Annotated in this window: 18 protein-coding genes and 1 tRNA gene; 12 read left to right on the forward strand and 7 right to left on the reverse strand. The window is 58.0% G+C overall.

All coding sequences use genetic code 11. The features are described 5' to 3' along the window. Positions 1–59: 59 nt before the first annotated feature. From ABI171_RS12400 to ABI171_RS12415, 4 genes are all read right to left on the reverse strand, one after another. Entirely contained in the window at positions 60–1,028 is a 969-nt protein-coding gene (locus tag ABI171_RS12400; RefSeq protein ID WP_348092858.1) for a substrate-binding domain-containing protein, read from the reverse strand. Positions 1,029–1,125: 97 nt separating this feature from the next. Beyond that, the gene (locus ABI171_RS12405; protein ID WP_348092859.1) at positions 1,126–2,139 is read right to left on the reverse strand and encodes an ABC transporter permease; all 1,014 of its coding nucleotides are present in this window, start codon (positions 2,137–2,139) and stop codon (positions 1,126–1,128) included. Beyond that, a complete protein-coding gene (locus ABI171_RS12410; protein WP_348092860.1) occupies positions 2,120–3,643 on the reverse strand; it encodes a sugar ABC transporter ATP-binding protein in 1,524 nt (507 codons plus the stop codon). The genes ABI171_RS12405 and ABI171_RS12410 overlap by 20 nt, the downstream gene beginning before the upstream one ends. A 2-nt stretch (positions 3,644–3,645) precedes the next feature. Then, positions 3,646–4,653: a LacI family DNA-binding transcriptional regulator gene (locus ABI171_RS12415; RefSeq protein ID WP_348092861.1), complete on the reverse strand. Its 1,008-nt coding sequence runs from the start codon at positions 4,651–4,653 to the stop codon at positions 3,646–3,648. Between the two features lie 295 nt (positions 4,654–4,948). Between ABI171_RS12415 and ABI171_RS12420 the strand changes: the two genes are divergently transcribed. From ABI171_RS12420 to ABI171_RS12430, 3 genes are all read left to right on the forward strand, one after another. Next, a complete protein-coding gene (locus ABI171_RS12420) occupies positions 4,949–6,268 on the forward strand; it encodes an MFS transporter (protein WP_348092862.1) in 1,320 nt (439 codons plus the stop codon). Positions 6,269–6,426: 158 nt separating this feature from the next. After that, positions 6,427–7,419 (forward strand): inositol 2-dehydrogenase, encoded by a 993-nt coding sequence (gene iolG, locus ABI171_RS12425; protein WP_348092863.1) that lies wholly within the window; start codon positions 6,427–6,429, stop codon positions 7,417–7,419. Beyond that, complete coding sequence (locus ABI171_RS12430) at positions 7,416–8,465, forward strand: Gfo/Idh/MocA family oxidoreductase (RefSeq protein ID WP_348092864.1); 1,050 nt, start codon at positions 7,416–7,418, stop codon at positions 8,463–8,465. The genes iolG and ABI171_RS12430 overlap by 4 nt, the downstream gene beginning before the upstream one ends. A 148-nt stretch (positions 8,466–8,613) precedes the next feature. Here the strand turns inward: ABI171_RS12430 and ABI171_RS12435 are convergent, their stop codons facing one another. Both ABI171_RS12435 and ABI171_RS12440 read right to left on the reverse strand, forming a co-directional pair. Further along, on the reverse strand, positions 8,614–8,970 hold the full coding sequence (locus tag ABI171_RS12435; protein ID WP_348092865.1) for a hypothetical protein: 357 nt from the start codon (positions 8,968–8,970) through the stop codon (positions 8,614–8,616). A gap of 90 nt (positions 8,971–9,060) precedes the next feature. Then, entirely contained in the window at positions 9,061–9,927 is an 867-nt protein-coding gene (locus ABI171_RS12440) for a MurR/RpiR family transcriptional regulator (protein ID WP_348092866.1), read from the reverse strand. A 265-nt stretch (positions 9,928–10,192) separates the two neighbouring features. Between ABI171_RS12440 and ABI171_RS12445 the strand changes: the two genes are divergently transcribed. From ABI171_RS12445 to ABI171_RS12485, 9 genes are all read left to right on the forward strand, one after another. Beyond that, positions 10,193–11,215 (forward strand): sugar ABC transporter substrate-binding protein, encoded by a 1,023-nt coding sequence (locus ABI171_RS12445; RefSeq protein ID WP_348092867.1) that lies wholly within the window; start codon positions 10,193–10,195, stop codon positions 11,213–11,215. A 230-nt stretch (positions 11,216–11,445) separates the two neighbouring features. Beyond that, complete coding sequence (locus ABI171_RS12450; RefSeq protein ID WP_348092868.1) at positions 11,446–12,606, forward strand: ABC transporter permease; 1,161 nt, start codon at positions 11,446–11,448, stop codon at positions 12,604–12,606. 2 nt (positions 12,607–12,608) lie between these two features. Next, positions 12,609–13,391 carry an ATP-binding cassette domain-containing protein gene (locus ABI171_RS12455; protein ID WP_038489478.1) on the forward strand — a complete coding sequence of 261 codons (783 nt, stop codon included), beginning with the start codon at positions 12,609–12,611 and terminating at the stop codon, positions 13,389–13,391. An 11-nt stretch (positions 13,392–13,402) separates the two neighbouring features. Further along, positions 13,403–15,358 carry a 5-dehydro-2-deoxygluconokinase gene (gene iolC, locus ABI171_RS12460; RefSeq protein WP_348092869.1) on the forward strand — a complete coding sequence of 652 codons (1,956 nt, stop codon included), beginning with the start codon at positions 13,403–13,405 and terminating at the stop codon, positions 15,356–15,358. Then, entirely contained in the window at positions 15,355–17,226 is a 1,872-nt protein-coding gene (gene iolD / locus ABI171_RS12465) for a 3D-(3,5/4)-trihydroxycyclohexane-1,2-dione acylhydrolase (decyclizing) (RefSeq protein WP_348092870.1), read from the forward strand. Before iolC ends, iolD begins: the two co-directional genes overlap by 4 nt. A gap of 31 nt (positions 17,227–17,257) precedes the next feature. Then, positions 17,258–18,184 (forward strand): myo-inosose-2 dehydratase, encoded by a 927-nt coding sequence (iolE, locus tag ABI171_RS12470; protein ID WP_348092973.1) that lies wholly within the window; start codon positions 17,258–17,260, stop codon positions 18,182–18,184. Beyond that, the gene (gene iolB, locus ABI171_RS12475; RefSeq protein WP_348092871.1) at positions 18,181–18,975 is read left to right on the forward strand and encodes a 5-deoxy-glucuronate isomerase; all 795 of its coding nucleotides are present in this window, start codon (positions 18,181–18,183) and stop codon (positions 18,973–18,975) included. The genes iolE and iolB overlap by 4 nt, the downstream gene beginning before the upstream one ends. 184 nt (positions 18,976–19,159) lie before the next feature. Beyond that, positions 19,160–19,244 (forward strand) — tRNA-Leu (locus ABI171_RS12480). Positions 19,245–19,407: 163 nt separating this feature from the next. Further along, on the forward strand, positions 19,408–20,943 hold the full coding sequence (locus ABI171_RS12485; protein WP_348092872.1) for a BCCT family transporter: 1,536 nt from the start codon (positions 19,408–19,410) through the stop codon (positions 20,941–20,943). 26 nt (positions 20,944–20,969) lie between these two features. Here ABI171_RS12485 and ABI171_RS12490 read toward each other — a convergent pair whose 3' ends face one another. Next, positions 20,970–21,518 (reverse strand): hypothetical protein, encoded by a 549-nt coding sequence (locus ABI171_RS12490; protein ID WP_348092873.1) that lies wholly within the window; start codon positions 21,516–21,518, stop codon positions 20,970–20,972. Positions 21,519–21,521: the final 3 nt, after the last annotated feature.

The following is a 21,521-nucleotide window of genomic DNA, read 5'->3' on the forward strand; positions in this document are numbered from 1 at the left end:
CTTTCTTTAGCCGTGCGCCGTGGGTCAAGCCGCACGGCGCGTTGCATTAAAACGGCAAATTAAAACGGCGAGTCAGGGAAGTAGAACTGCTTGGCGTTCTGATTGGTGATCAGGACCGATGGAATGATCGTGTTGGCCGGCAGTTTCTCACCCTTGAGCCGCGCTTCAGCTGTCATCTTGATGGCGTCATAGATGAATTTCGGCGAATAGGAAACGTCGGCCTTGATCAGCTTGTCGTCGCCATCCATGATTTTCTTGACCGCACCCTTGGCGCCGGCGCCACCGAAAATTTCCTTGATGTCGTTGCGCTTGGCCTGGTCGATGGCTTTTTGCACGCCGACCGCCATATCGTCATCCGCCGCCCACACTGCATCGATCTGGCGGAAACGGGTCAGATAGTCTTGCATCACCTTGAAGGCGTCGTCCCGATTCCAGTTGCCGTATTTGGCGTCGAGAACCTTGATTTCCGGATGTTCTTTCATGACTGCGCTGAAGGCTTCGAAGCGTTCGTTATCCAGGGTGGTCGGCATACCGCGCAACACCACGATGTTACCTTTGCCATTCAACTGTTTTGCCAGGTATTGTGCAGGCAGCTTGCCGAATGCCGTATTGTCGCCGGCGACATAGGCATCTTGCGCCGCGGTGTTGGTCAGGCCGCGGTCGACCACGGTGACATACACACCCTTGTTCTTTACCTGCGCCACCGGTTGGGTCAGGGATGCCGATTCCAGCGGGAAGATCACCAGTGCATTGATCTTGTTAACCGTCAGCATGTCCTGCAATTGATTGGCTTGTTCCGACGCAGCAGCAGATGTCTTGACGATGATCTTCAGATCCGGATGGGCTTTCTCCAGATCTTTCTTGGCTTGATTGGCCCACCAGACGATGCCGGCCGTAAAGCTGTGGGTAGCGGTAGGAATGGCGACGCCGAGCACCACCTTTTCGGCCGCATGGGCGGGCAGGGTGCAGCATGCCAGTGCTGCTGCAGACAGCAGACCTCTGCTAAAAAACTGTTTGATCGAATACATGGTATCTCCTCCAGGTGACGGCGCCGTTATCGGCGTCCGGTTTGAAATAATGAAATCCACAAACGATATGGCGCAGGCAAGGTTTTTGAAAACACCCTTAGCGACGGCCGCGCTGAAAATACGCCACTGCGATGATGACGACGCCTTGTACTGCTGCGTTCAGGTAGACGCTGATGATGCTGGTCAGGTTAAGAATGTTGCTGATGACAGAAAGCAGGATCGCCCCCACCACGGTGCCGACGATGCGGCCCGAACCGCCTTTGAGCGCGGTGCCGCCGACCACTACCGCAGCAATCGCTTCCAGTTCCCACAACAGGCCGGTGGTCGGCGAGGCAGAACCGAGCCGAGGCACATACAACACGGTGGCGATGCCGACGCACACCCCGAGCAGCATGTAGCTGCAGGTCTTGACGAAATCGACGCGGATGGCGGCATAGCGCGCCACCTGTTCATTGGAACCGATCGCTTGCACATGGCGGCCGAAAGCGGTGCGGTTCAAGATCAGCGCGCCGCCCAGCGCTACCGTCAGGAACACCCAGATCGGGATCGGGATGCCGAGCAGGGCGGTGTAGTAGACCGGGCTATACAGGTCGGAAAGCTTGTTGTCCAGGGTCAGCGCGCCGCCGTCGGCCAGGTAGGTCAGTACGGAACGGAAAATACCCAGCGTGCCGAGCGTAACGATGAATGCTTCGATCTTGCCCTTGGTGATCAGCAAGCCGTGCAGGAAACCGAAGCCAAGGCCCAGCAGCAACGCCATCGTGATACCCGTCATCACGATAGCCAAGGGCCCCAGAGCGATGCCAGCTATGCCGCCAGCCAGGGTATTCATGACATAGATCATGCTGCCTGCAATCAGCGCAGCCATCGAGCCGACCGAGAGATCGATGCCGCCCGAGATAATCACGAATGTCATGCCGACCGCGATGATGCCGATGAAGGCGGTGCGCGTCAGCACATTCATCAGGTTCTCGACCGTGGCAAACTCAGCGTTGAGCAAGGTGCCGGCAATGCACAGGCCGATCAGCCCGACTACCGGTCCGAAACCCTTCAGATGATTGAAGTAATGCAAAAGCCGGGCAGATGCACGGGAATCAGCGGGTGCCGGTAGCATGGGAAATCAACTCCTCTTCGCTCAGTTGGTCATTGGCCAGCGTGGTTTGTAAAATGCCGGCGCGCATCACGGCGACGCGATGGCACAGGCCGATAAGTTCGATCAGTTCGGATGAGATAACGATGACTGCCCGGCCTTCGGCAGCGAGCTTGTGAATCAGGAAATAGATGTCGCGTTTGGCGCCGACATCGACGCCGCGGGTCGGCTCATCCAGGATCACCACACGGGGACCGGCATGCAGGTATTTGGCCAGCGCCAGCTTTTGCTGGTTGCCGCCGGAGAGCATGCTGGCCTTCACTTGTGGATTGCCGGCGCGGATGTTGAAGTCTTGCAGCGCCTGGGTGAGCGCTTGTTTTTCTGATTTTAGATCAAGCCAAGGGTGGCAGTAGCGCTCCAGCGTCATAATGGTCAGGTTTTCACGCAAGCCCAGATCAACGTGCAGGCCTTTACCCTTGCGGTCTTCGCTCAGATAGGTCAAGCCGTGTTGCATGGCTTGGCGCGGATTGCGCAAATCCAGCGGATCGCCGTCGATGGCGATCTGGCCGCTGCTGCGTGGACGCAGGCCGATGATAGCTTCCATGGCTTCAGTGCGGCCGGCGCCGACCAGGCCGGCAAAGCCGAGGATTTCGCCGGCCCTTACTTCAAAATTGAGATCGCTGGTCCAGCCAGGCACGGTGAGATGATCCACCTTGAGCCGCACCGGCGCATCCGCCGCCAGCATCGCCTTGGCTGGAAACATGTCGGAGACATCGCGCCCCACCATCAGGTTTGCCATCTGGTGGCGGCTCAGGCTGGCGGTCGGTTCGCGGGTGATGAAGCGGCCATCGCGCATGATGATGACTTCATCGGTATTGCTTTCGATTTCATCCAGCTTGTGCGAAATGTAGATGATGGTGACGCCTTGCTGCTTGAGTTGCGCCATCAACGTAAACAGTTTTTGCGTTTCGCTGGAAGTCAGCGTTGCGCTCGGCTCGTCCATGATCAGCAAGCGTGCCTTGCGCGACAAGGCCTTGGCGATTTCGACCAGTTGCTTTTCCGCGACGATCAAGGCGCTGACCTTGGTGTCCGGACTAACGTCCAGGCCGACCTGCGCCAGATAGGACGCTGCTTCAGCGCGCATCGCAACATCGTCCAGCAGCCAGCCTTTGCGCTTTTCGTGTCCCAGGAAAATGTTCTGCGCGATGGTCAGGTGCTCTGCCAGGTTGAATTCCTGGTGGATCAGCACAATGCCGCACGTCTCTGCCTGGCGCGAACCGCTGAAACGGCGGCTCTCGCCATCGATGACCAGTTCTCCTTCGGTAATGCTTTCGTAACCCGCCAGTATCTTCATCAAGGTTGATTTGCCGGCGCCGTTCTCGCCTAGCAAGCCATATGTTTTGCCAGATGCGCTGCCAGATGTTTTGTCAGATTCAAGACCCGGCTGCAGTTCAAAGCTGACGCCATGCAACACACGTACCGCGCCGAAATCCTTGCGAATATTATCGAAGCGGATCGTAACGTTCATGGCTAGCTGCTTTCTCTCTTGACCAGGTGATGATCGAGCAGCACGCCGCGCACCGTTGCTTCCGGATCGGCCAGCCTTAGCAGCAGCAGCTTGGCGGCGGTTTCACCGAGCAGGCGCATGGGTTGGGCGACGGTAGTCAGCGGCGGCCAGCTTTGCGCGGCCAGGGAGATATCATCGAAGCCGATCACGGCGACGTCTTCGGGCACGCGCTTGTTCAGCTGGCGCATGGCGCTGAGAACGCCGATCGCCAGCGTATCCGATACGGCAAACACCGCAGTGGGCGCATCCGGTTGCGCCATCATCTGCAATGTCGCCAGCTTGCCTGCATCGTAGTCGAGACTCTCCACTTGACGACGCCAGCCTGCCTGGGCTTGCAGGCCGGCGGCCTGGAGGGCGTCGAGATAGCCGCGCTGGCGCTCGCGTGCATAGCGATAGCGCTGGTCCGAATTAATCAGGCCGATGCGGCGATGGCCGCGTTCGATCAAATGCCGCACCGCGTCGCCTGCAGCGCGGTAATTATCCACGCCGACATAGGGGACAGCGATGCCGGGATCGAATTCGCAGCAAGCCACCCACGGCAAAGCGGTAGATTCATTGGCGAGGGCGTGTTGCACGGTGTCGGGATCAAGGCAGATTGCGCCGTCGGCGCGGTGCGTACGCAGCAGGTCGAAATAGGCGCTTTCGCGGCCTTCATCGGCGCCGGTATCGCACAGCATGACGAAGTAACCGTGTTCGCGCGCCACGCTATCGATGCCGCGCACGATTTCCGAGTAGAACGGATTGCCTACGTCCGGCACCATGGTCAGCAGCAAGCGGCTGGCGGCGGTGCGCAGGTTGCGCGCCAGGTGATTCATGCGGTAGCCGAGCGCGGTCACGGAGGCCAGTACTTTGTCGCGCGTCGGCGGCCGCACGCCGTCCAGGTCATTCATCACACGCGACACCGTCGCCACCGATACGCCGGCGTGGGCGGCGACGGCGGCAATCGATGCGGGCGTGGTTTTGGATGGCATGGGATGAGATCGGCTGAGTTGGTAAATGCTGTGGCAAATATAAATGTAATCGATTACATTTGGTTTATACGTGCTCGCAGGGCGGCTGGCAAGATTAATTCATGCTGTGATGCAACATCATGCCGGATCAAAAAAACACGTAGAAAGAGGGGCGCAAGCGGTAATGTGTCGTGCAAGGGCTGAAAATAAAAGACCCGGTGCAGGTGGTTGCAGGTGGTGGTAATTTGTTTTTCGTCACAGCATGAGCTTGGTGGCGACGCCAGGATTTTACAGTGGTCAAACAATATAAAAGGATATGACTATGAGCAGCATGGGGAGCACGGTAGACAACAGTGGCAGCACTAGCAATAACGCAGCAGTATCGTTCAAGCAGCATCCGCAAACCTGGCGTGCGGTCATTTCATCCTCCATCGGCAATGCGCTCGAATGGTTCGATGTCCTGATCTACAGCGCCATGGCGGTCACCATCGCCAAACTGTTTTTTCCAACTGCAAACCAGACCGTTTCACTACTGATTACCTTCGCCACGTTCGGCGTATCGTTTTTCATGCGGCCACTGGGGGCGATAGTGATCGGCGCCTATTCCGACCGCGTCGGCCGTAAAGCGGCATTGACGCTCTCCATCTTGCTGATGATGATCGGCACCTTGCTGATCGCGATCATGCCGACCTACGCGCAAATCGGATTGTGGGCGCCGGCCGGCATCGTCGTGGCGCGCTTGCTGCAAGGCTTTTCCGCCGGCGGCGAGTTCGGCAGCTCGACCGCGTTCCTGGTGGAGCACGCCCCGCACCGGCGCGGCTTTTTCTCCAGCTGGCAGGTTGCCAGCCAAGGCATGAGCATCGTACTGGCGGCATTGTTTGGCGCGATCTTGTCGTCGCAGCTCTCCACCGGTCAGTTGGAATCCTGGGGCTGGCGGTTGCCGTTTTTGTTCGGCCTGTTGATCGGACCGGCCGGTTACTACATCCGCCGCAACCTGGAAGAGTCGCCCGAGTTCGCGCAAGCCGATGCCACTCGCACGCCATTGCGCGACATCATGAGCGACCAGAAACTGCGTTTGCTGATCGGCTCAGGCAGCGTCATCATGGCCACCGTCTCGGTTTACCTTGTGGTCTACATGCCGACCTACGCGGTCAAGCAGTTGGGCATGACATCGACTGCCTCCTTCAGCGCCACGGTCCTGGCGGGCTTGATCATGCTGCTGTTCTCGCCTCTGGTTGGCCAGCTTTCCGATAAATATGGCCGCACGCCTTTCATGCTGGCTAGCAGCGTGTTATTCGTCTTGCTGACCTATCCGCTGTTTTCGTGGCTATCGTTCAATCCCAGTTTTTTCAATCTGCTGCTGGTGCAAGGCGTGATCGGTTTGTTGATGACCATGTATTTCGCCGCGATGCCGGCGCTGCTGTCGGACATCTTCCCGGTCCAGACGCGTGGCACAGGCATGTCTCTGAGTTACAACATTGCAGTGATGATTTTCGGCGGTTTCGCCGGCATGACAATCACCTGGCTGATCGCGGTGACCGATAACAAGCTGGCGGTCACTTTCTATGTCATCGGCGGCGCATTACTGAGCGTGATCGCTACGCTTGCTGCGCGTTACAAGCTGCGTTTGCGTTAAATGCGTTAGCGGATTGCATGACGGGTAATGCGGCATGTCTGTCATGCAAAAAATATTCGATTAAAAAAATAAACGAAAAATTGTTTCTAAATAAGCCGTTTCATGTCTACAATAAGAGAAAGCGAAATTGAAAGCACCACCATAAACGGAGATGAGACATGATGAATGTTGCGGTATTCGGCGCCGGTCGTATCGGCAAGATCCACGCAGGCAATCTGGCGCTGCAGCCAGGCGCCAACCTGAAATATGTCAGCGATGTGAATGCCCAGGCAGCGCAAGAACTGGCTGCGCAGCACGGCGCGCAAGTGACCGACATCGACAACGCCTTGGCCGATCCGAGCATCGGCGCAGTGTTGATTGCCTCCAGTACCGATACCCATGCCGACCTGATCTTGCGCGCCGCCGCTGCTGGCAAAGCGATTTTTTGCGAAAAACCGGTCGATCTTACGCTGGAACGCGCCAAGACCTGCGCCAGTGCGGTTGCCGCCGCCGGGGTGACTTGCATGATCGGCTTCCAGCGCCGTTTCGATCCTACTTTCGATGCGCTCAAGATGCGTCTGGCCGCCGGTGAAATCGGCGATCCGGAAATGCTGATCGTCACCAGCCGTGACCCGGGCGCGCCGCCGGTGTCGTATATCAAAAGCTCGGGCGGCATTTTCAAGGATATGCTGATCCACGATTTTGATATTTTCCGCTGGATACTCGACGATGAAGCCGTCAGCATCTCCGCCACCGGCAGCTGTCTGACCGACCCGGCGATTGCCGAGGCCGGCGATATCGATTGCGCCGCCGTCACCATCCGCAGCCGCCGCGGCCGCCTGTGCCAGATCAATACCAGCCGCCGCGCCGCTTACGGCTACGACCAGCGTTTTGAAGTGCTGGGTAGCAAAGGCATGCTGCAAGCGGGAAACCACAAGCCGACCGAAGTCGTCGCTTCTAGCGGACACAGCGTCAGCTACGACAAGCCGGAACACTTTTTCCTGGAGCGTTATCGCGCCGCCTATGCCCGCGAGATCGCCCATTTCTTCGATGCCGTGGTGAATAAAGTGGCGGTTCGCACTACGATTGAAGACGGTGTCAAAGCGCTGGAACTGGCCGAGGCGGCAACCCTGTCCTGGCGTGAAAACCGCACAATCGAGTTGGCAAAATGAGCGACGCGCCAAGCAATGCATCAAACCATGCGCCGATATTGAAGGTCGGCATCGTCGGTCTTGGCAGGCTAGGGCGGCGTCATGCCGAAAACCTGATGTCGCGGGTGCCGGGGGCTAAGCTGGTAGCAGCCTGCAGTCCGTTGCAAAACGAACTGGAATGGGCCCGCGATACACTGCAAGTGCCGTATCTCTATGAGGATTATGCCGCCTTGCTGGCGCATGACGGGCTGGATGCGGTATTCTTGGTAACGCCGACGTCTTTGCATCCACAGCAAATCATCCTGGCCTTGCAGGCTGGCAAGCACGTGTTTTGTGAAAAACCCTTGTCGCTGGATCTGGAGGATTGCCGCCGCGTCAGCGCTGAAGCCGCACGCCATCCGCAACTCCAGGTGATGATCGGTTTTGTTCGGCGTTTCGACGCCAGTTATCAGGACGCGTATAGAAAAATCCAGCAAGGTGCGATCGGCTCGCCGTTCATGGTGTATTCGCAAACCTGCGACCAGTATGATCCGGACGGTTTCTTCGTCAAATTCGCCGCTACCAGCGGCGGCATATTTCTTGATTGCAGCGTGCACGACATCGACCTTGCGCGCTGGCTGCTCGGCAATCCGCAGCCGGTCAGAGTGTATGCCAGCGGTACCCGGGCCATCCATCAGGATCTGGAACAGTTCCATGATGTGGACAATGGCGTCGCCATCTGCGAGTTTGAAAACGGCAAGATTGCGACCTTCTATGCTTCGCGCACCATGGCGCATGGGCATGACACGATGACGGAAATCACCGGCACGGCAGGGCGCCTGACGGTGGGCAGCAATCCACGCAAGAATCGCCTGGAAATTGCCGATGCACATGGCGTTCGCAACGAGTGCGTGCCCAGTTTTTTCGAGCGTTTCGAGGATGCTTTCCTGACGGAAGTCAGTTCTTTCGTGGAGGCGATACGGCAGCGGCGCAAGCTGGAGCTGACGCTAGCCGATGCCACCGAGGCGACCCGGATCGGCATCGCCTTGCGAGAATCCTTGTTGTCAAAACAACCGGTGTTGTTATAACTTGGGCTTGCCGTCGAGGGAGGGCAGGTCGGCCGCGGCCCATTCTCTTGACGTAGAGCTGGGTATAGCGGCGATGGCGACGTCAGGCGTCTATGGCAGCTTATGCGGACTTGGGGATGGAAAACGCAAGGCGTAGAAAAACCGGCGTTTAAGGTTGTACTTGCGTCGCGATGAAGTAGACCACGGAAACCAGCACGCCTGCGGCGCCGATCAGTTTCCAGGTCAATCCGTGCAAGTCCTTATGCATCGCGGCGAACTCTTTGTGCATGACCGAAAATTCCTTGTACATTGTGGATTCCAGGTCTTTGATATCGGATTTTGTGGCGCATGCGTCCAGCCTCGTCTCTATACGAGAAAGCCGTTCGCGCGTATCGATTGCAAACTCTTCAAGCTTGTTGACTCTTGCTTCCATGGCATTAGCATAGCTGCGGCCATTACCTGACGCAAGCCCTGATTTTTTATGCAGTTGCGTGCGTTTTTCCGCTATATGCTTGAGCTCAGGCATGATTTCCCCAAATGTACATGCCGCCGAATGCTGTGTGCTAGCGCATGACGGCATTGTCAGGGAAGATGCTACCTCAATTCCGTTGTTTTTTTATTCATCGTAACCTTCAATTGCGCCGGTTTCTTCAACATTAAGCTCCAACCTATAAGCTAGTGCGATAAACAATGCCTGGCATAAACACATGGCATTGGTCAGCGACCGGAACGCAAACGCGCTGCCTTCTTTTACAGTCAGCAGTACCGACGCGTGCCGAGCTAACGGGCTCAGCTGGCTATCGGTGATCACCAGCGATTTGGCTTGATGATGGTGCGCCAGCCTGACGCAGGCCTGGGTTTCCTTGCCGTAGGGAGTGAAGCTGATGGCGATCACCACGTCGTTCTTGCCGATGCTGCGGATCTGTTCGCGGATCATGCCACCCAGGCCGGACAACATGTGCACCCGTTTATTGGTGTGCTGCAGCGCGTATACGATATAACTGGCGATCGGGAACGAGCGGCGCACCCCGATCACATAGATATTGTCAGCCTTTTGCAGCAGCTTGACCGCCGCATCGAACTGCACATCATCCATGCCGTTCAACAACTCATCCAGGCCGCTGCGGCTGGCGGCAATGAATTCACGCGCCATCGAGCCGCCGGTGAGTGGTGTCGGCTTGGCGTCGATCAGTTTACGGATCCGCTGCTGGTAGTTTTGCGATGGAATTGCCTGTGCCGTATAGGCGTCGCGGAAAACCGCCTGCATCTCGCTGAAGCCGCTGAAGCCGAACTGCTTGGCAAAGCGCACGATGGCAGAGGGTTGCACTTCGCAATGCTCGGCAATGTCGCTGATCCGTTCCAGCATCAGGCTGCTGCGATGCTGTTCTACATAGGTGGCGATGATTTTCAACTGGCGCGAAAGCGTCGCGTACTGGTCGGCTATTTGTAGCATCAACTGGTCGACAGTCGGGGTGTCTGCCATGGAGTACTTTCTTTATATATATCGTGAGGCAATTATAAAGATATTTCATGTATTTGATGTAATGCGTGAAAATAAAATTCTAAATTAAATTTAATTGAAAAAATTGTTGCATATTGAATCCGCTTGTTCTATTGTTTATTACCGATGAAGAAGTCGGGTTCGGGCGACGAGGCAAAGATCGGCCCAAAGAGCTGCAAATAAAACAAGAGCGAAAACAACAATGGAGATGACTATGCAACGACTCAGAAGCAAGGGGCGGGTTAACATGTTAACCAAGGCTCTGATGGTGGCGGCATTGGCAGTGGGCTTTGGCGCGATGAGCAGCAGTTATGCTGCGAATGAAAAATTTGTCCTGATCAGCCATGCGCCGGATTCCGATTCCTGGTGGAACACCATCAAGAACGCCATCAAACAGGCCGGCGAAGATTTCAATGTCACTGTCGATTACCGTAATCCACCCAATGGCGACCTGGCAGACATGGCGCGCCTGGTCGAGCAGGCCGCGGCGCGTCATTACGATGGCGTCATCGTCAGCATTGCCGATTTCAGCGTGCTCAAAAAGTCCATGGAAAGCGTGACAGCCAAGAAAATTCCGCTGGTTACCATCAATTCCGGCACCCAGAAACAAAGTGAAGAACTGGGCGCGATCATGCACGTTGGCCAACCGGAATACGATGCAGGCCATGGCGCCGGCGAAAAAGCCAAGGCGGCCGGTATCAAATCCTTCCTATGCGTGAATCACTACGCCACCAATCCGTCCTCCTTTGAGCGTTGCCGCGGTTTTGCCGACGCCATCGGCGTCGATTATAAAAAAGCCACGCTGGATGCCGGCCAGGATCCTACCGGCATCGAGAGCAAGGTCAGCGCTTATCTGCGTAACAACCCGGGCACCCAGGCGATATTGGCGCTGGGACCGGATTCAGCGTCGCCAAGCTTGCGCGCCCTGCAAAAAATGGGCTTGAAGGGCAAGATGTGGTTCGCTACTTTCGACCTGTCCGACGAAATCGCCAAGGGTATCAAGGATGGCTCGGTGCAGTTCGCGATTGACCAGCAACCCTACCTGCAAGGCTATATCCCGGTTGCCGTCCTGGCCATCATGACGCAAGACAAGATCACCGATGTGGCCGCCATCCAGGCCAAGCTGAAAGCCAATCCGAAGTTCCAGGCACGGCTGGCGGAATACGGTCTGGCGCCAATCTACGGTCCGCGCCACATCAGTTCCGGCCCCGGCTACATCACCAAAGACAATCTCGATAAAGTGTTGAAATACGCCGGCCAGTATCGTTAATTTATTGCGCCCGGTTCCGTTCCATTAATTTGTCGCATTTCCTTGCCTGACCATCCGCCCGGAGCGGGTGGTTGGCAAGCCAATATCCTTGGGGGGACGACTCTCCCGGGCGCAGCCGCGCCGGCAGAATCTTGCATTACCCCACTAAAGCCGCCAGTCTGAGGTTTGACTACTGGCCAATACAAGCAAATACAAGCAAAACCAAGCAAATACTAGCAGGAGATACAGTCATGAATTCAAGCAGTGCGCACGCCGACAAGCTCAGTGCCAAAGATAGCGGCCCGGCGCAGCAAAGCGTCGCCCCGAAAGACGAGCGGATCCGCAAGGAAGGTCCGTTGAAGCGTTTCCTGGGGAGGCCGGAATTCGCCTCGCTGGCGGGCGCAATCCTGGTGTTTATCGTATTCGGCATCGCCGCCGGCGATTCCGGCATGTTCAACCTGGACGGCGTCATCAACTGGATGCAGGTCGCTGCCTATCTCGGTCTGATCTCGATCGGCGCTTGTGTGCTGATGATCGCCGGCGAGTTCGATTTGTCGATTGGTTCCATGATCGGTTTCGCCGGCATGATGGTGGCGATTCCCACCGTTTATTTCCACTGGCCATTCTGGCTGGCGGTGATGTTCGCCTTCGCCGGCTCGATGGCGCTGGGCTGGCTGAATGGATATCTTGTGGTCAAGACCAAGCTGCCATCCTTCATCGTCACGCTGGCTTTCATGTTCATTTTGCGCGGGCTGACACTGGCTTTGTCGATCATGTTTGCCAACCGCACCATCGTCAGCGGCGTCGGCGACCTGGCGGCGCAGGACTGGCTCGGCAGCTGGCTGTTCACCGGTAATCTCGGTAGCGGCTTGTTTCACTGGATGGCGGCGCAGGGCTGGATCGCCACCGCGGCCAACGGCCAGCCGCTGGTCGGCGGCATTCCCAAGGTCATCGTCTGGTGGCTGGTACTAGCGTTGGGCGCGAGCTTCGTTCTGGCGCGTACCCGTTTCGGCAACTGGATCTTCGCCGTCGGCGGTGACGCCAACGCCGCCAAGAACGTCGGCGTACCGGTCAAACGCGTCAAGACCTCGCTGTTTGTATTCACCGCCTTTTGCGCCTGCCTGTTTGCCGTGCTGCAGGTGGCCGATGTCGGTTCGGCTGCGGCAGATCGCGGCTTGCAAAAAGAATTTGAGGCGATCATCGCCGCAGTCATTGGCGGCGCCTTGCTGACCGGCGGCTACGGCTCGGTGATCGGCGCCTGTTTCGGCGCGCTGATCTTCGGCGTGGTGCAGATCGGGATTACCTACACCAATCTCAATTCCGACTGGTTCCGCGTGTTCCTCGGCGTGATGCTGCTGGTGGCCGTATTGTTCAATAATTATGTCCGTCGCCGTGTGACGGAAGCGAGGTAATCATGGATGACACTATCCTGGCGCTGGAAAACGTCAGCAAATATTTTGGTTCGGTGATCGCTTTGCAAAACGTCACCTTGCGTCTGAAAAAGGGTGAGGTACATTGTTTGCTGGGCGACAACGGCGCCGGCAAGTCGACCTTGATCAAGACGCTGGCCGGAGTCCACAAGCCATCCGAAGGCGAATATCTGGTCGACGGCAAGCCGGTTTCCTTCAATTCGCCGAAGGAGGCGCTGGATGTCGGCGTCGCCACCGTCTACCAGGATCTGGCGCTGGTGCCCTTGCTGTCGGTGGCGCGCAATTTCTTCATGGGGCGCGAGCCGACCAAGAAGGTGTTCGGCATCACCGTCATGGACATCAATTACGCAGCCGAGACGGCGCGCGCCAAGCTGGCGGAGATGGGCATCATGGTGCGCGATCCGCATCACGCCATCGGCACCATGTCGGGAGGCGAAAAACAATGCCTGGCGATTGCCCGTGCGATTCACTTCGGCGCCCGGGTGTTGATTCTCGATGAGCCGACCGCGGCGCTGGGCGTCAAGCAATCGTTCAATGTGCTGAAGCTGATCCACAAGGCGCGCGAACGCGGCATATCGGTGATTTTCATCACCCATAATGTGCATCACGCCTATCCGATCGGCGATTCCTTCACCTTGCTCAATCGCGGCAAATCGATGGGGACCTTCACCAAAGACAATGTCACCAAGGACGAAGTGCTGGACATGATGGCCGGCGGTGCAGAAATGCAGACGCTGATGAATCAGTTAGAAGGCATTCAGGTTTAAAGGAAATACTCATGCACAAAACTAACAATACCTTTGCCGCGGGCCGCAAGCTCGACGTCATTTGCATCGGCCGCCTGGCGGTCGATCTTTACGCGCAGCAAATCGGCGCACCGCTGGCGGATGTCACCAGTTTTGCCAAATATCTTGGCGGCTCTTCGGCCAATATTGCGTTCGGTTGCGCTCGGCTGGGATTGAAATCGGCCATGCTGGCGCGGGTCGGCAACGAGCACAACGGCCAGTTCCTGACGGCGGCGCTGGCGGCGGAAGGCTGCGACGTCAGCCAGATCAAGATCGACCCGGAACGCCTGACCGCGCTGGTGATGCTGGGCTTGAAGGATAAAGATACCTTCCCCCTGATTTTCTATCGCGACAATTGTGCCGACATGGCGCTGTCTGAAGAGGACATCAGCGAAGCGTTCATCGCCTCCAGCAAGGCACTGCTGATTACCGGCACCCATTTTTCTACCGAGCAGGTACACCGCAGCTGCAACCTGGCGCTGGATTACGCCCGCCGCAACAACGTCCGTACCGTACTGGATATCGATTACCGGCCGGTATTGTGGGGCCTGACACAGAAGGGCGACGGCGAAACCCGCTTCATTGCCAATGACAGCGTCACTGCTCACCTGCAAGCGATCTTGCCAAAATTCGATCTGGTGGTCGGCACCGAGGAAGAGTTCATGATCGCCGGCGGCGGCAAGGACATCATCACCTCGTTGCTAGCGGTGCGCGCCGTTACTGCGGCGACGCTGGTAGTCAAGCGTGGGCCGCTGGGCTGCGCGGTGATCCATGGCGCGATTCCAGCCTCTCTGGATGAAGGTTTCAATTACAAGGGCGTGCAAGTAGAGGTGTTGAACGTGCTTGGCGCCGGCGATGCCTTCCTTTCCGGTTTTCTAAAAGGCTGGCTGAATAACGAAGATGACGAAAGCTGCTGCCGTTACGCCAACGCTTGCGGCGCGCTGGTGGTGTCGCGCCACGCGTGCGCGCCGGCAATGCCGACCCCGGTCGAGCTGGCCTATTTCCTGGAACATGCGGAACGCATGCAGCGCCCGGACCACGATGCCCATCTGCAGCGTCTGCACCGGGTGACTGTACCGCGCAAGACCTGGGATGAAGTGAATGTATTTGCATTCGATCATCGCAACCAGTTCTTTGAACTGGCGCGCGAATCCGGCGTCAGCGAGGCGCGTTTGCCGCAGCTTAAACAGCTGCTGGTACAAGCGGTGGCCGCCACCGAGCAGGCGCTGGGCTTGCAAGGGAAAATCGGCATATTGTCCGATGACCGCTATGGCCAGGATGCGCTCAACGCCGCCACCGGGCGCGGCTGGTGGGTCGGCCATGCGGTAGAACTGCCGCTTTCCAATCCGCTTGAATTCGACTACGGTCGTTCAATCGGCTCGCATCTGCTGAGCTGGCCCAAGGAGCACGTGGTCAAGTGCCTGGTGCAATTTCATCCGGACGATGCGGTCGAGAAGCGCCTGGAGCAGGAAGCGCAAATCCGCGCCCTGTACAACGCGGTGCAGGTCAGCGGCCATGAATTGCTACTGGAAATCATCCCGCCCAAGGATTTGCCGAAGGCTGACGACACGGTTTGGCGTGGGATCAAGCGCTTGTACAACCTGGGTATTTATCCGGAGTGGTGGAAGCTGGAATCTATGTCGGAACAACAATGGGATGCAGTCGACCGTCTGATTGCCGAGCGCGATCCGTATTGCCGCGGCGTGGTGCTGTTGGGCCTGGCTGCGCCGGTGGAAGAACTCGCGGCGGGCTTCCGTGCTTCACGTCATAGCAAGACTTGTCGCGGTTTCATGGTCGGCCGTACGATTTTTCACGAGCCGTCGAAACTCTGGCTGCAAGGCCAGATCGACGATGCCACCCTGATTCAGCAGGCAAGAGCCACGTTTGAACAGTTGATCGGCGTCTGGCGCGCGAGCCGCGCTGAAAATCGGCAGGAGCGCGCAGCATGAGTGCATCCGGTAAAACCATACGCCTGACCATGGCGCAAGCGCTGGTACGTTATCTGGCAGCCTTGCGGGTGCATACCGAGGTTGGCGAAGCGCCGCTGTTCGGCGGTGTCTTTTCCATTTTCGGCCATGGCAATGTGGCTGGATTGGGCGAAGCCTTGTATCAATACCGGGACCAGTTGCCGACCTATCGGGCGCATAACGAACAAGCCATGGCGCATGCCGCCATCGCCTATGCCAAGACCCATATGCGGCGACGCATGATGGCGGTGACCAGCTCGATCGGGCCGGGCGCCACCAATCTGCTGACAGCAGCTGCGCTGGCGCATGTGAACCGCCTGCCGGTGTTGCTGCTGCCGGGCGATATCTTTGTTTCGCGGCGGCCTGACCCGGTACTGCAACAGGTCGAAAATTTTCAGGATGGCGGCGTGTCGGCCAATGATGCATTCAAGCCGCTGTCCCGTTATTTCGATCGCATCTATTACCCGGAGCAGCTGCTGACAGCGTTGCCACGGGCGATCCAGGTGTTGACCGACGCCGCCCAGTGCGGGCCGGTGACCTTGGCGTTGCCGCAAGATGTGCAAACCATGGCTTACGATTATCCGCTGGAGTTTTTTGCGCCGCAGATCGTCAAGTTTCGCGCCCAGGGGCCGGCGGCAGACGAGCTGCAGGCAGCTCTGGAATTGTTGAAGAATGCAAAACAGCCTTTGATCGTCGCCGGTGGCGGCGTGCTGTATGGCGAAGCGACTGAAGCCTTGCGTTGTTTCGCTGAAAAGCACGCGGTGCCTGTGGCGGAAACACAGGCCGGCAAGAGCGCCTTGGCCTGGCGTCACCCGTTGCAGCTGGGCGCGCTTGGCGTCACCGGCTCGCCGGCCGCCAATGCGCTGGCGGCCAAGGCCGATGTGGTGATCGCGATAGGAACCCGGCTGCAAGACTTCACGACCGGCTCGCACTCGCTATTCGGCCAGGCCAAGCTGCTGAGCATCAATGTCAACGCGGTCGACGCCATGAAGTGGCAGGCGACGCCGATGCTGTCCGACGCCAGGCTGGGTTTGGCCGCGCTGTCGCAGGGTTTGCAGGACTGGCGCGCCACCACCGCCTGGCATACTTTGGCGCTGGAACAGGCCAACAGTTGGCGCACCACGGTCGACTGGATCACCAGCCAGCGCGAAGTCAGCGCACCTGCGTTACCTTATGATGGCGAGGTAATCGGGGCGGTACAGCGCTCCAGCATCGACTCGACCGTGCATGACATTGTGGTCTGCGCGGCGGGCACCTTGCCGGCCGAGCTGCATAAATTGTGGCGCACCTCGACGCCGGGTGGTTATCACGTCGAATACGGCTATTCCTGCATGGGTTACGAGATTGCCGGCGGCCTCGGCGTCAAGCTGGCGCAGCCGGAGCGCGATGTGATCGTGATGGTGGGCGACGGCAGTTACCTGATGATGAATTCGGAAATCGCCACCTCGGTCATGCTGGACCGTAAGCTGATTATCGTGGTGCTGGATAATCGCGGCTATGGTTGCATCAACCGTCTGCAGCAAGCTTGCGGCGGCGCGCCGTTCAACAATATGCTGGAAGATTGCCTGCAAGGCCCGCTGGGCGCACCGGCCATAGATTTTGCCGCACACGCAAGATCATTGGGGGCGCTGGCGGAGAATGTCAAGACAATCGCGCAGCTGGAGGCCGCCATGCAAAGGGCGCGCGCGGCGGACCGCACCTATCTGGTATGCATCGATACTGATCCGACCCGCACCACCGAAGAAGGCGGTTGCTGGTGGGAGGTCGCGGTGCCGGAGGTGTCGCAGCGTGAGCAGGTAAAGGCGGCGAGGGCGGAGTATGAGCAAGCCCGGCATCAGCAAAAAGTGTAAAGGTCAGCTTTTGAATCAGCGAGAGAATATGATGACAAAACCATTTAATGTAAAAATCGGCATCAACCCGATTTCCTGGATGAATGATGACTTGCCGTCCCTGGGCGGCGAGACCTTGCTCGAAACGGCCTTGTCCGAAGGCGCGCAGATCGGTTATCAAGGCTTCGAGCTGGGCAATAAATTTCCGAAAGAGCCGGCGGCGTTAGCTGCGGTGCTGGGAAAATATAATCTGGACTGTGTCTCTGGCTGGTATTCCGGCCGCCTGGCGACCGGAACGGTAGAGGATGAAATTGCCGGCGTCGGCGCGCATCTGCGGCTGCTGGCGGAAAATGGGTCCAAGGTGATGGTGTATGGCGAGGTAGCCAACGCCATCCAGGGGCGGCCGGATCCGCTGTACAAGCGGCCGCGTTTTCTCGATGATCAGGAGTGGCGGCAGTATGCTGACAAGCTGACCGCGTTCGCCCGCTTTACCTTATCGCATGGGGTGCGTCTGTCTTACCATCATCACATGGGCGCTTATGTCGAGACGCCTGCCGATATCGACCGCTTGATGGCGCTGACCGGCAACGAGGTCGGCTTGCTGTTTGATAGCGGTCATGTCACCTTTGCCGGCGGCGATCCGCTGGCGGTCCTGGAAAAACACATCAAGCGCGTATCGCACGTGCATTGCAAGGATGTGCGGCCGGCGGTGGTCAAGATGGCGCGCAACGGCAATTGGAGCTTTTTGCAAGCGGTGATCAACGGCGCTTTTACCGTGCCTGGCGATGGCGCAATCGATTTCGACGGTTTGCTGCGTTTGCTGTATCAGCATGATTATCGAGGCTGGCTGGTGGTGGAAGCCGAGCAGGATCCGGCGGTGGCGCCGAGCTATCAGTATGCCGACATGGGTTATCGTCATCTGGCTGCACTGGTGCGCGAGATCGCGGCCGGCACTGAGCGGCAACAGGAGGCGGCATGAGACTGCTAGTCAAAGGACAGCTGCAAGGGCGCGAAATCGTCAGCGTCACGCCGCAATCGGCGAACTGGAATTTTGTCGGCTTCGCCGCGTACCGGCTGGCTGCAGAAGAGCGGATCAGGTTTGACAGCGCTGAGCGCGAGGTCTGTATCGTGGTATTGCGCGGCGTAGTCAGCGTGCAGGCCGGCGACCATGTCTGGAAAGAAATCGGCGAGCGCGACAGCGTGTTCGATGAGCTCTCGCCCTATTCGATCTATGTGCCGCATCATCATGCTGTCGTTATCAGTGCGCATAAGGAGGCCGAAATTGCGGTTTGCAGCGCACCGGGAAATGGCGATCTGAGCGCAAGGCTGATCGAGCCTGGGATGACCAGGCGCTCGGTGCGCGGGCAGGGCAGCAACACGCGCTATGTTTGCGATATCCTGCCGCAAACCGAGCCGGCCGATCATTTGCTGGTGGTGGAAGTGGTGACGCCCGGCGGCCATTCATCCAGCTACCCGCCGCACAAGCACGATACCGATAACCTGCCGCAGGAGAGTTTCCTCGAAGAGACCTATTATCATCGCCTCAATCCGCCGCAGGGTTTTGCTTTTCAGCGGGTATATACCGACGACCGTTCGCTGGACGAAGCGATGGCGGTGGAAAACCACGACGTCGTCATGGTGCCGCGAGGGTATCACCCGGTGGTGGCGCCGCATGGCTATGACAACTACTACTTGAATGTCATGGCAGGACCGAAGCGCGAATGGCATTTCAAGAATGATCCGGCGCACGAGTGGATGCTGCAACGCTGATAGCGCCAGTAACGGACTGGGTAGCGGGGCTTCTCATAATCAAATAAATCAATTCGACTCTGACCCCAATTGTTTTATTGCTGGACTCAAATAAAGTTGCAAACTTTGATTGACCAAAGCTATCGAGTTGCCTTATTATTCTGTCTTCGCGATTGCAGCAAGCCTTACTGGGCTTCGCATTACGGCCCACGTGGCGGAATTGGTAGACGCGCATGGTTCAGGTCCATGTGCCGCAAGGTGTGGGGGTTCGAGTCCCTCCGTGGGCACCAGGTAACTGGTGTGAGAAGTGTAGAGAAACCGCATAAACAGTCATGTTTATGCGGTTTTTTTGTTTTCCGGGCTGGCTAGGCGGGTTCTGCTGCGGGGCGGTTTGTCGGAGTTTGCCGTGGTTTGCCGTATCATGCAAAAACTATCACAAGCTCGGGGTTGTCTATGGTTTTCATCGCTGCGCTGGCGCTGCTTTCTCTGTTCGTGCTGTGGGGCGCTCTGTCGCCGCTGGGCCTTGCCGCAGTCATGCAATCCGCACTGGGCAGCACGATTGCCAATTTTGGCTGGTTCTACCTGCTCTCGATGTTCGGCTTCCTGGTGTTTGCGCTATATCTTGCCTTTGGCCGTTTTGGCGCCATCAGGCTGGGTGGCGAAGATGCCGAACCGGATTTCAGCCGGCATAGCTGGTTTGCCATGCTGTTTGCCGCCGGCATGGGCATCGGGCTGGTGTTCTGGGGCGTGGCGGAACCGGTCTCTCATTTTGCGACGCCCCCTAGCGGTCCGGCCGGTGGGCCGGAAGCGGCGCGCATCGGCTTGCGCTATGCGTTCTTTCATTGGGGGCTGCATCCGTGGGCAGCCTACTGCGTAGTTGCTCTGGCGCTGGCGTTTTTCCAGTTCAACCGCAACCGCCCGATGTTGATGAGCACGACCTTCGAGCCGCTGATCGGGAAATATGCGCAAGGCCCGCTTGGGCAGACCATCGATATCCTGGCAGTGATCGCGACCGCCATCGGCGTCGCCACTTCGCTGGGTTTCGGCACCTTGCAGATCAGCAGCGGCCTGCACAAGGTATTCGGTCTGACTAACGGCCTGAGCTTGCAATTGTCGGTGATTGCGGTGGCTGCCGTACTGTACCTGGCGTCGTCCCTGAGCGGCCTCGACCGCGGTGTCAAGATCCTCAGCAACCTGAACATGGTGCTGGCGTTGCTGCTGATGCTGTTCGTCCTGCTATTGGGGCCGACCCTGTTCATCATGGATTCGCTGACCACCACGCTGGGCGACTACCTGGATAACCTGATCAGCATGAGCATGCGCATGACGCCGTTTTCGAAGGGCACCTGGATTGCCGACTGGACCTTGTTCTACTGGGCCTGGTGGGTAACCTGGGCGCCGTTTGTCGGCACCTTCATTGCGCGCATCTCGCGCGGCCGTACCATCCGCGAGTTCGTCACCGGTGTACTGCTGGTGCCTTCGCTGATCAGTTTCATCTGGTTCGCCACGTTTGGCGGTGCGGCGCTGCATGGCATCATGTTCGAGCATCTGCCGCTGGTGGATATCGTCAAGCAGGACAGTTCGCTAGCGTTGTTCGCCTTGCTGGACCATTTGCCATGGACCACGCTGACGTCGCTGATCGCGATTGTGCTGGTGTCGGTGTTCTTCATCACCTCGGCTGACTCGGCGACGTTCGTGCTCGGGATGATGAGCAGCAAGGGCAACCCGGCGCCGTCGGCCAGGATCAAGCTGGTGTGGGGTGTGCTGACCGCGCTGATTGCAGCGGTGTTGCTGACGGCGGGGGGCTTGAAGGGTTTGCAGACAACCTCGATCGTGATTGCCTTGCCATTCATGATCATCATGTTGCTGATGTGCGTCAGCCTGTTTCGCGCACTGGGTGAAGAGGCCGATACGCTGGAACGCAGGCGCCATGCGCGCGACCGCTTGCTGGAACGCCTGCTGCGGGAGCGCGAGCAAACGCCGCCTTGACCCGGCATACGAACCAGGAACGCCTGTTACGCCGCGGTAGAAAAAACCACCAACTGATAATTCAGCCGCAGGCAGCTGAACGGCGTCAGCGCCGCCATCTTCAAGCCTTGCACATGCGCCGCCAGCGAATGCGGGTTGCGGTCATCGATAAACGCCGCGCCGATATCGTAATCCGCACGGGTATAGATCTTCACGGCGGCAAACAGTTTTTGCAAAATCCCCTGGCCGCGCCACTGCTTGCCGATACACACCGGACCATACACAAACACCCGCTGCCGTAGCAAACTCTTGCCGCCAAACTGCTGATCGGCCAAGGTGGCGAGCATGGCGTCTACCACCGGATGACGCGGCTGCATCGTAGTCGGCGCCATGCAAACGAAGCCAGCCAGCCGATCGCCGTCCATCGCCACCAGAATTCCCAGCGCCTGATTGATTGCGGCCAGCTGTTGTTCATCCATGCTGGAGACCACAAAACCTTGCAGTTTTTCGGTCTCGCTTAACTGCCCCGGCGTGTTTTCCAGTTGCAGCTTGATTATCTTGGGGTAATCCCCGGCGCCGGCCTGGCGTATTTGCATGAA

It is taken from the genome of Collimonas sp. (genome assembly GCF_039923675.1).
Lineage (GTDB): Bacteria > Pseudomonadota > Gammaproteobacteria > Burkholderiales > Burkholderiaceae_D > Collimonas.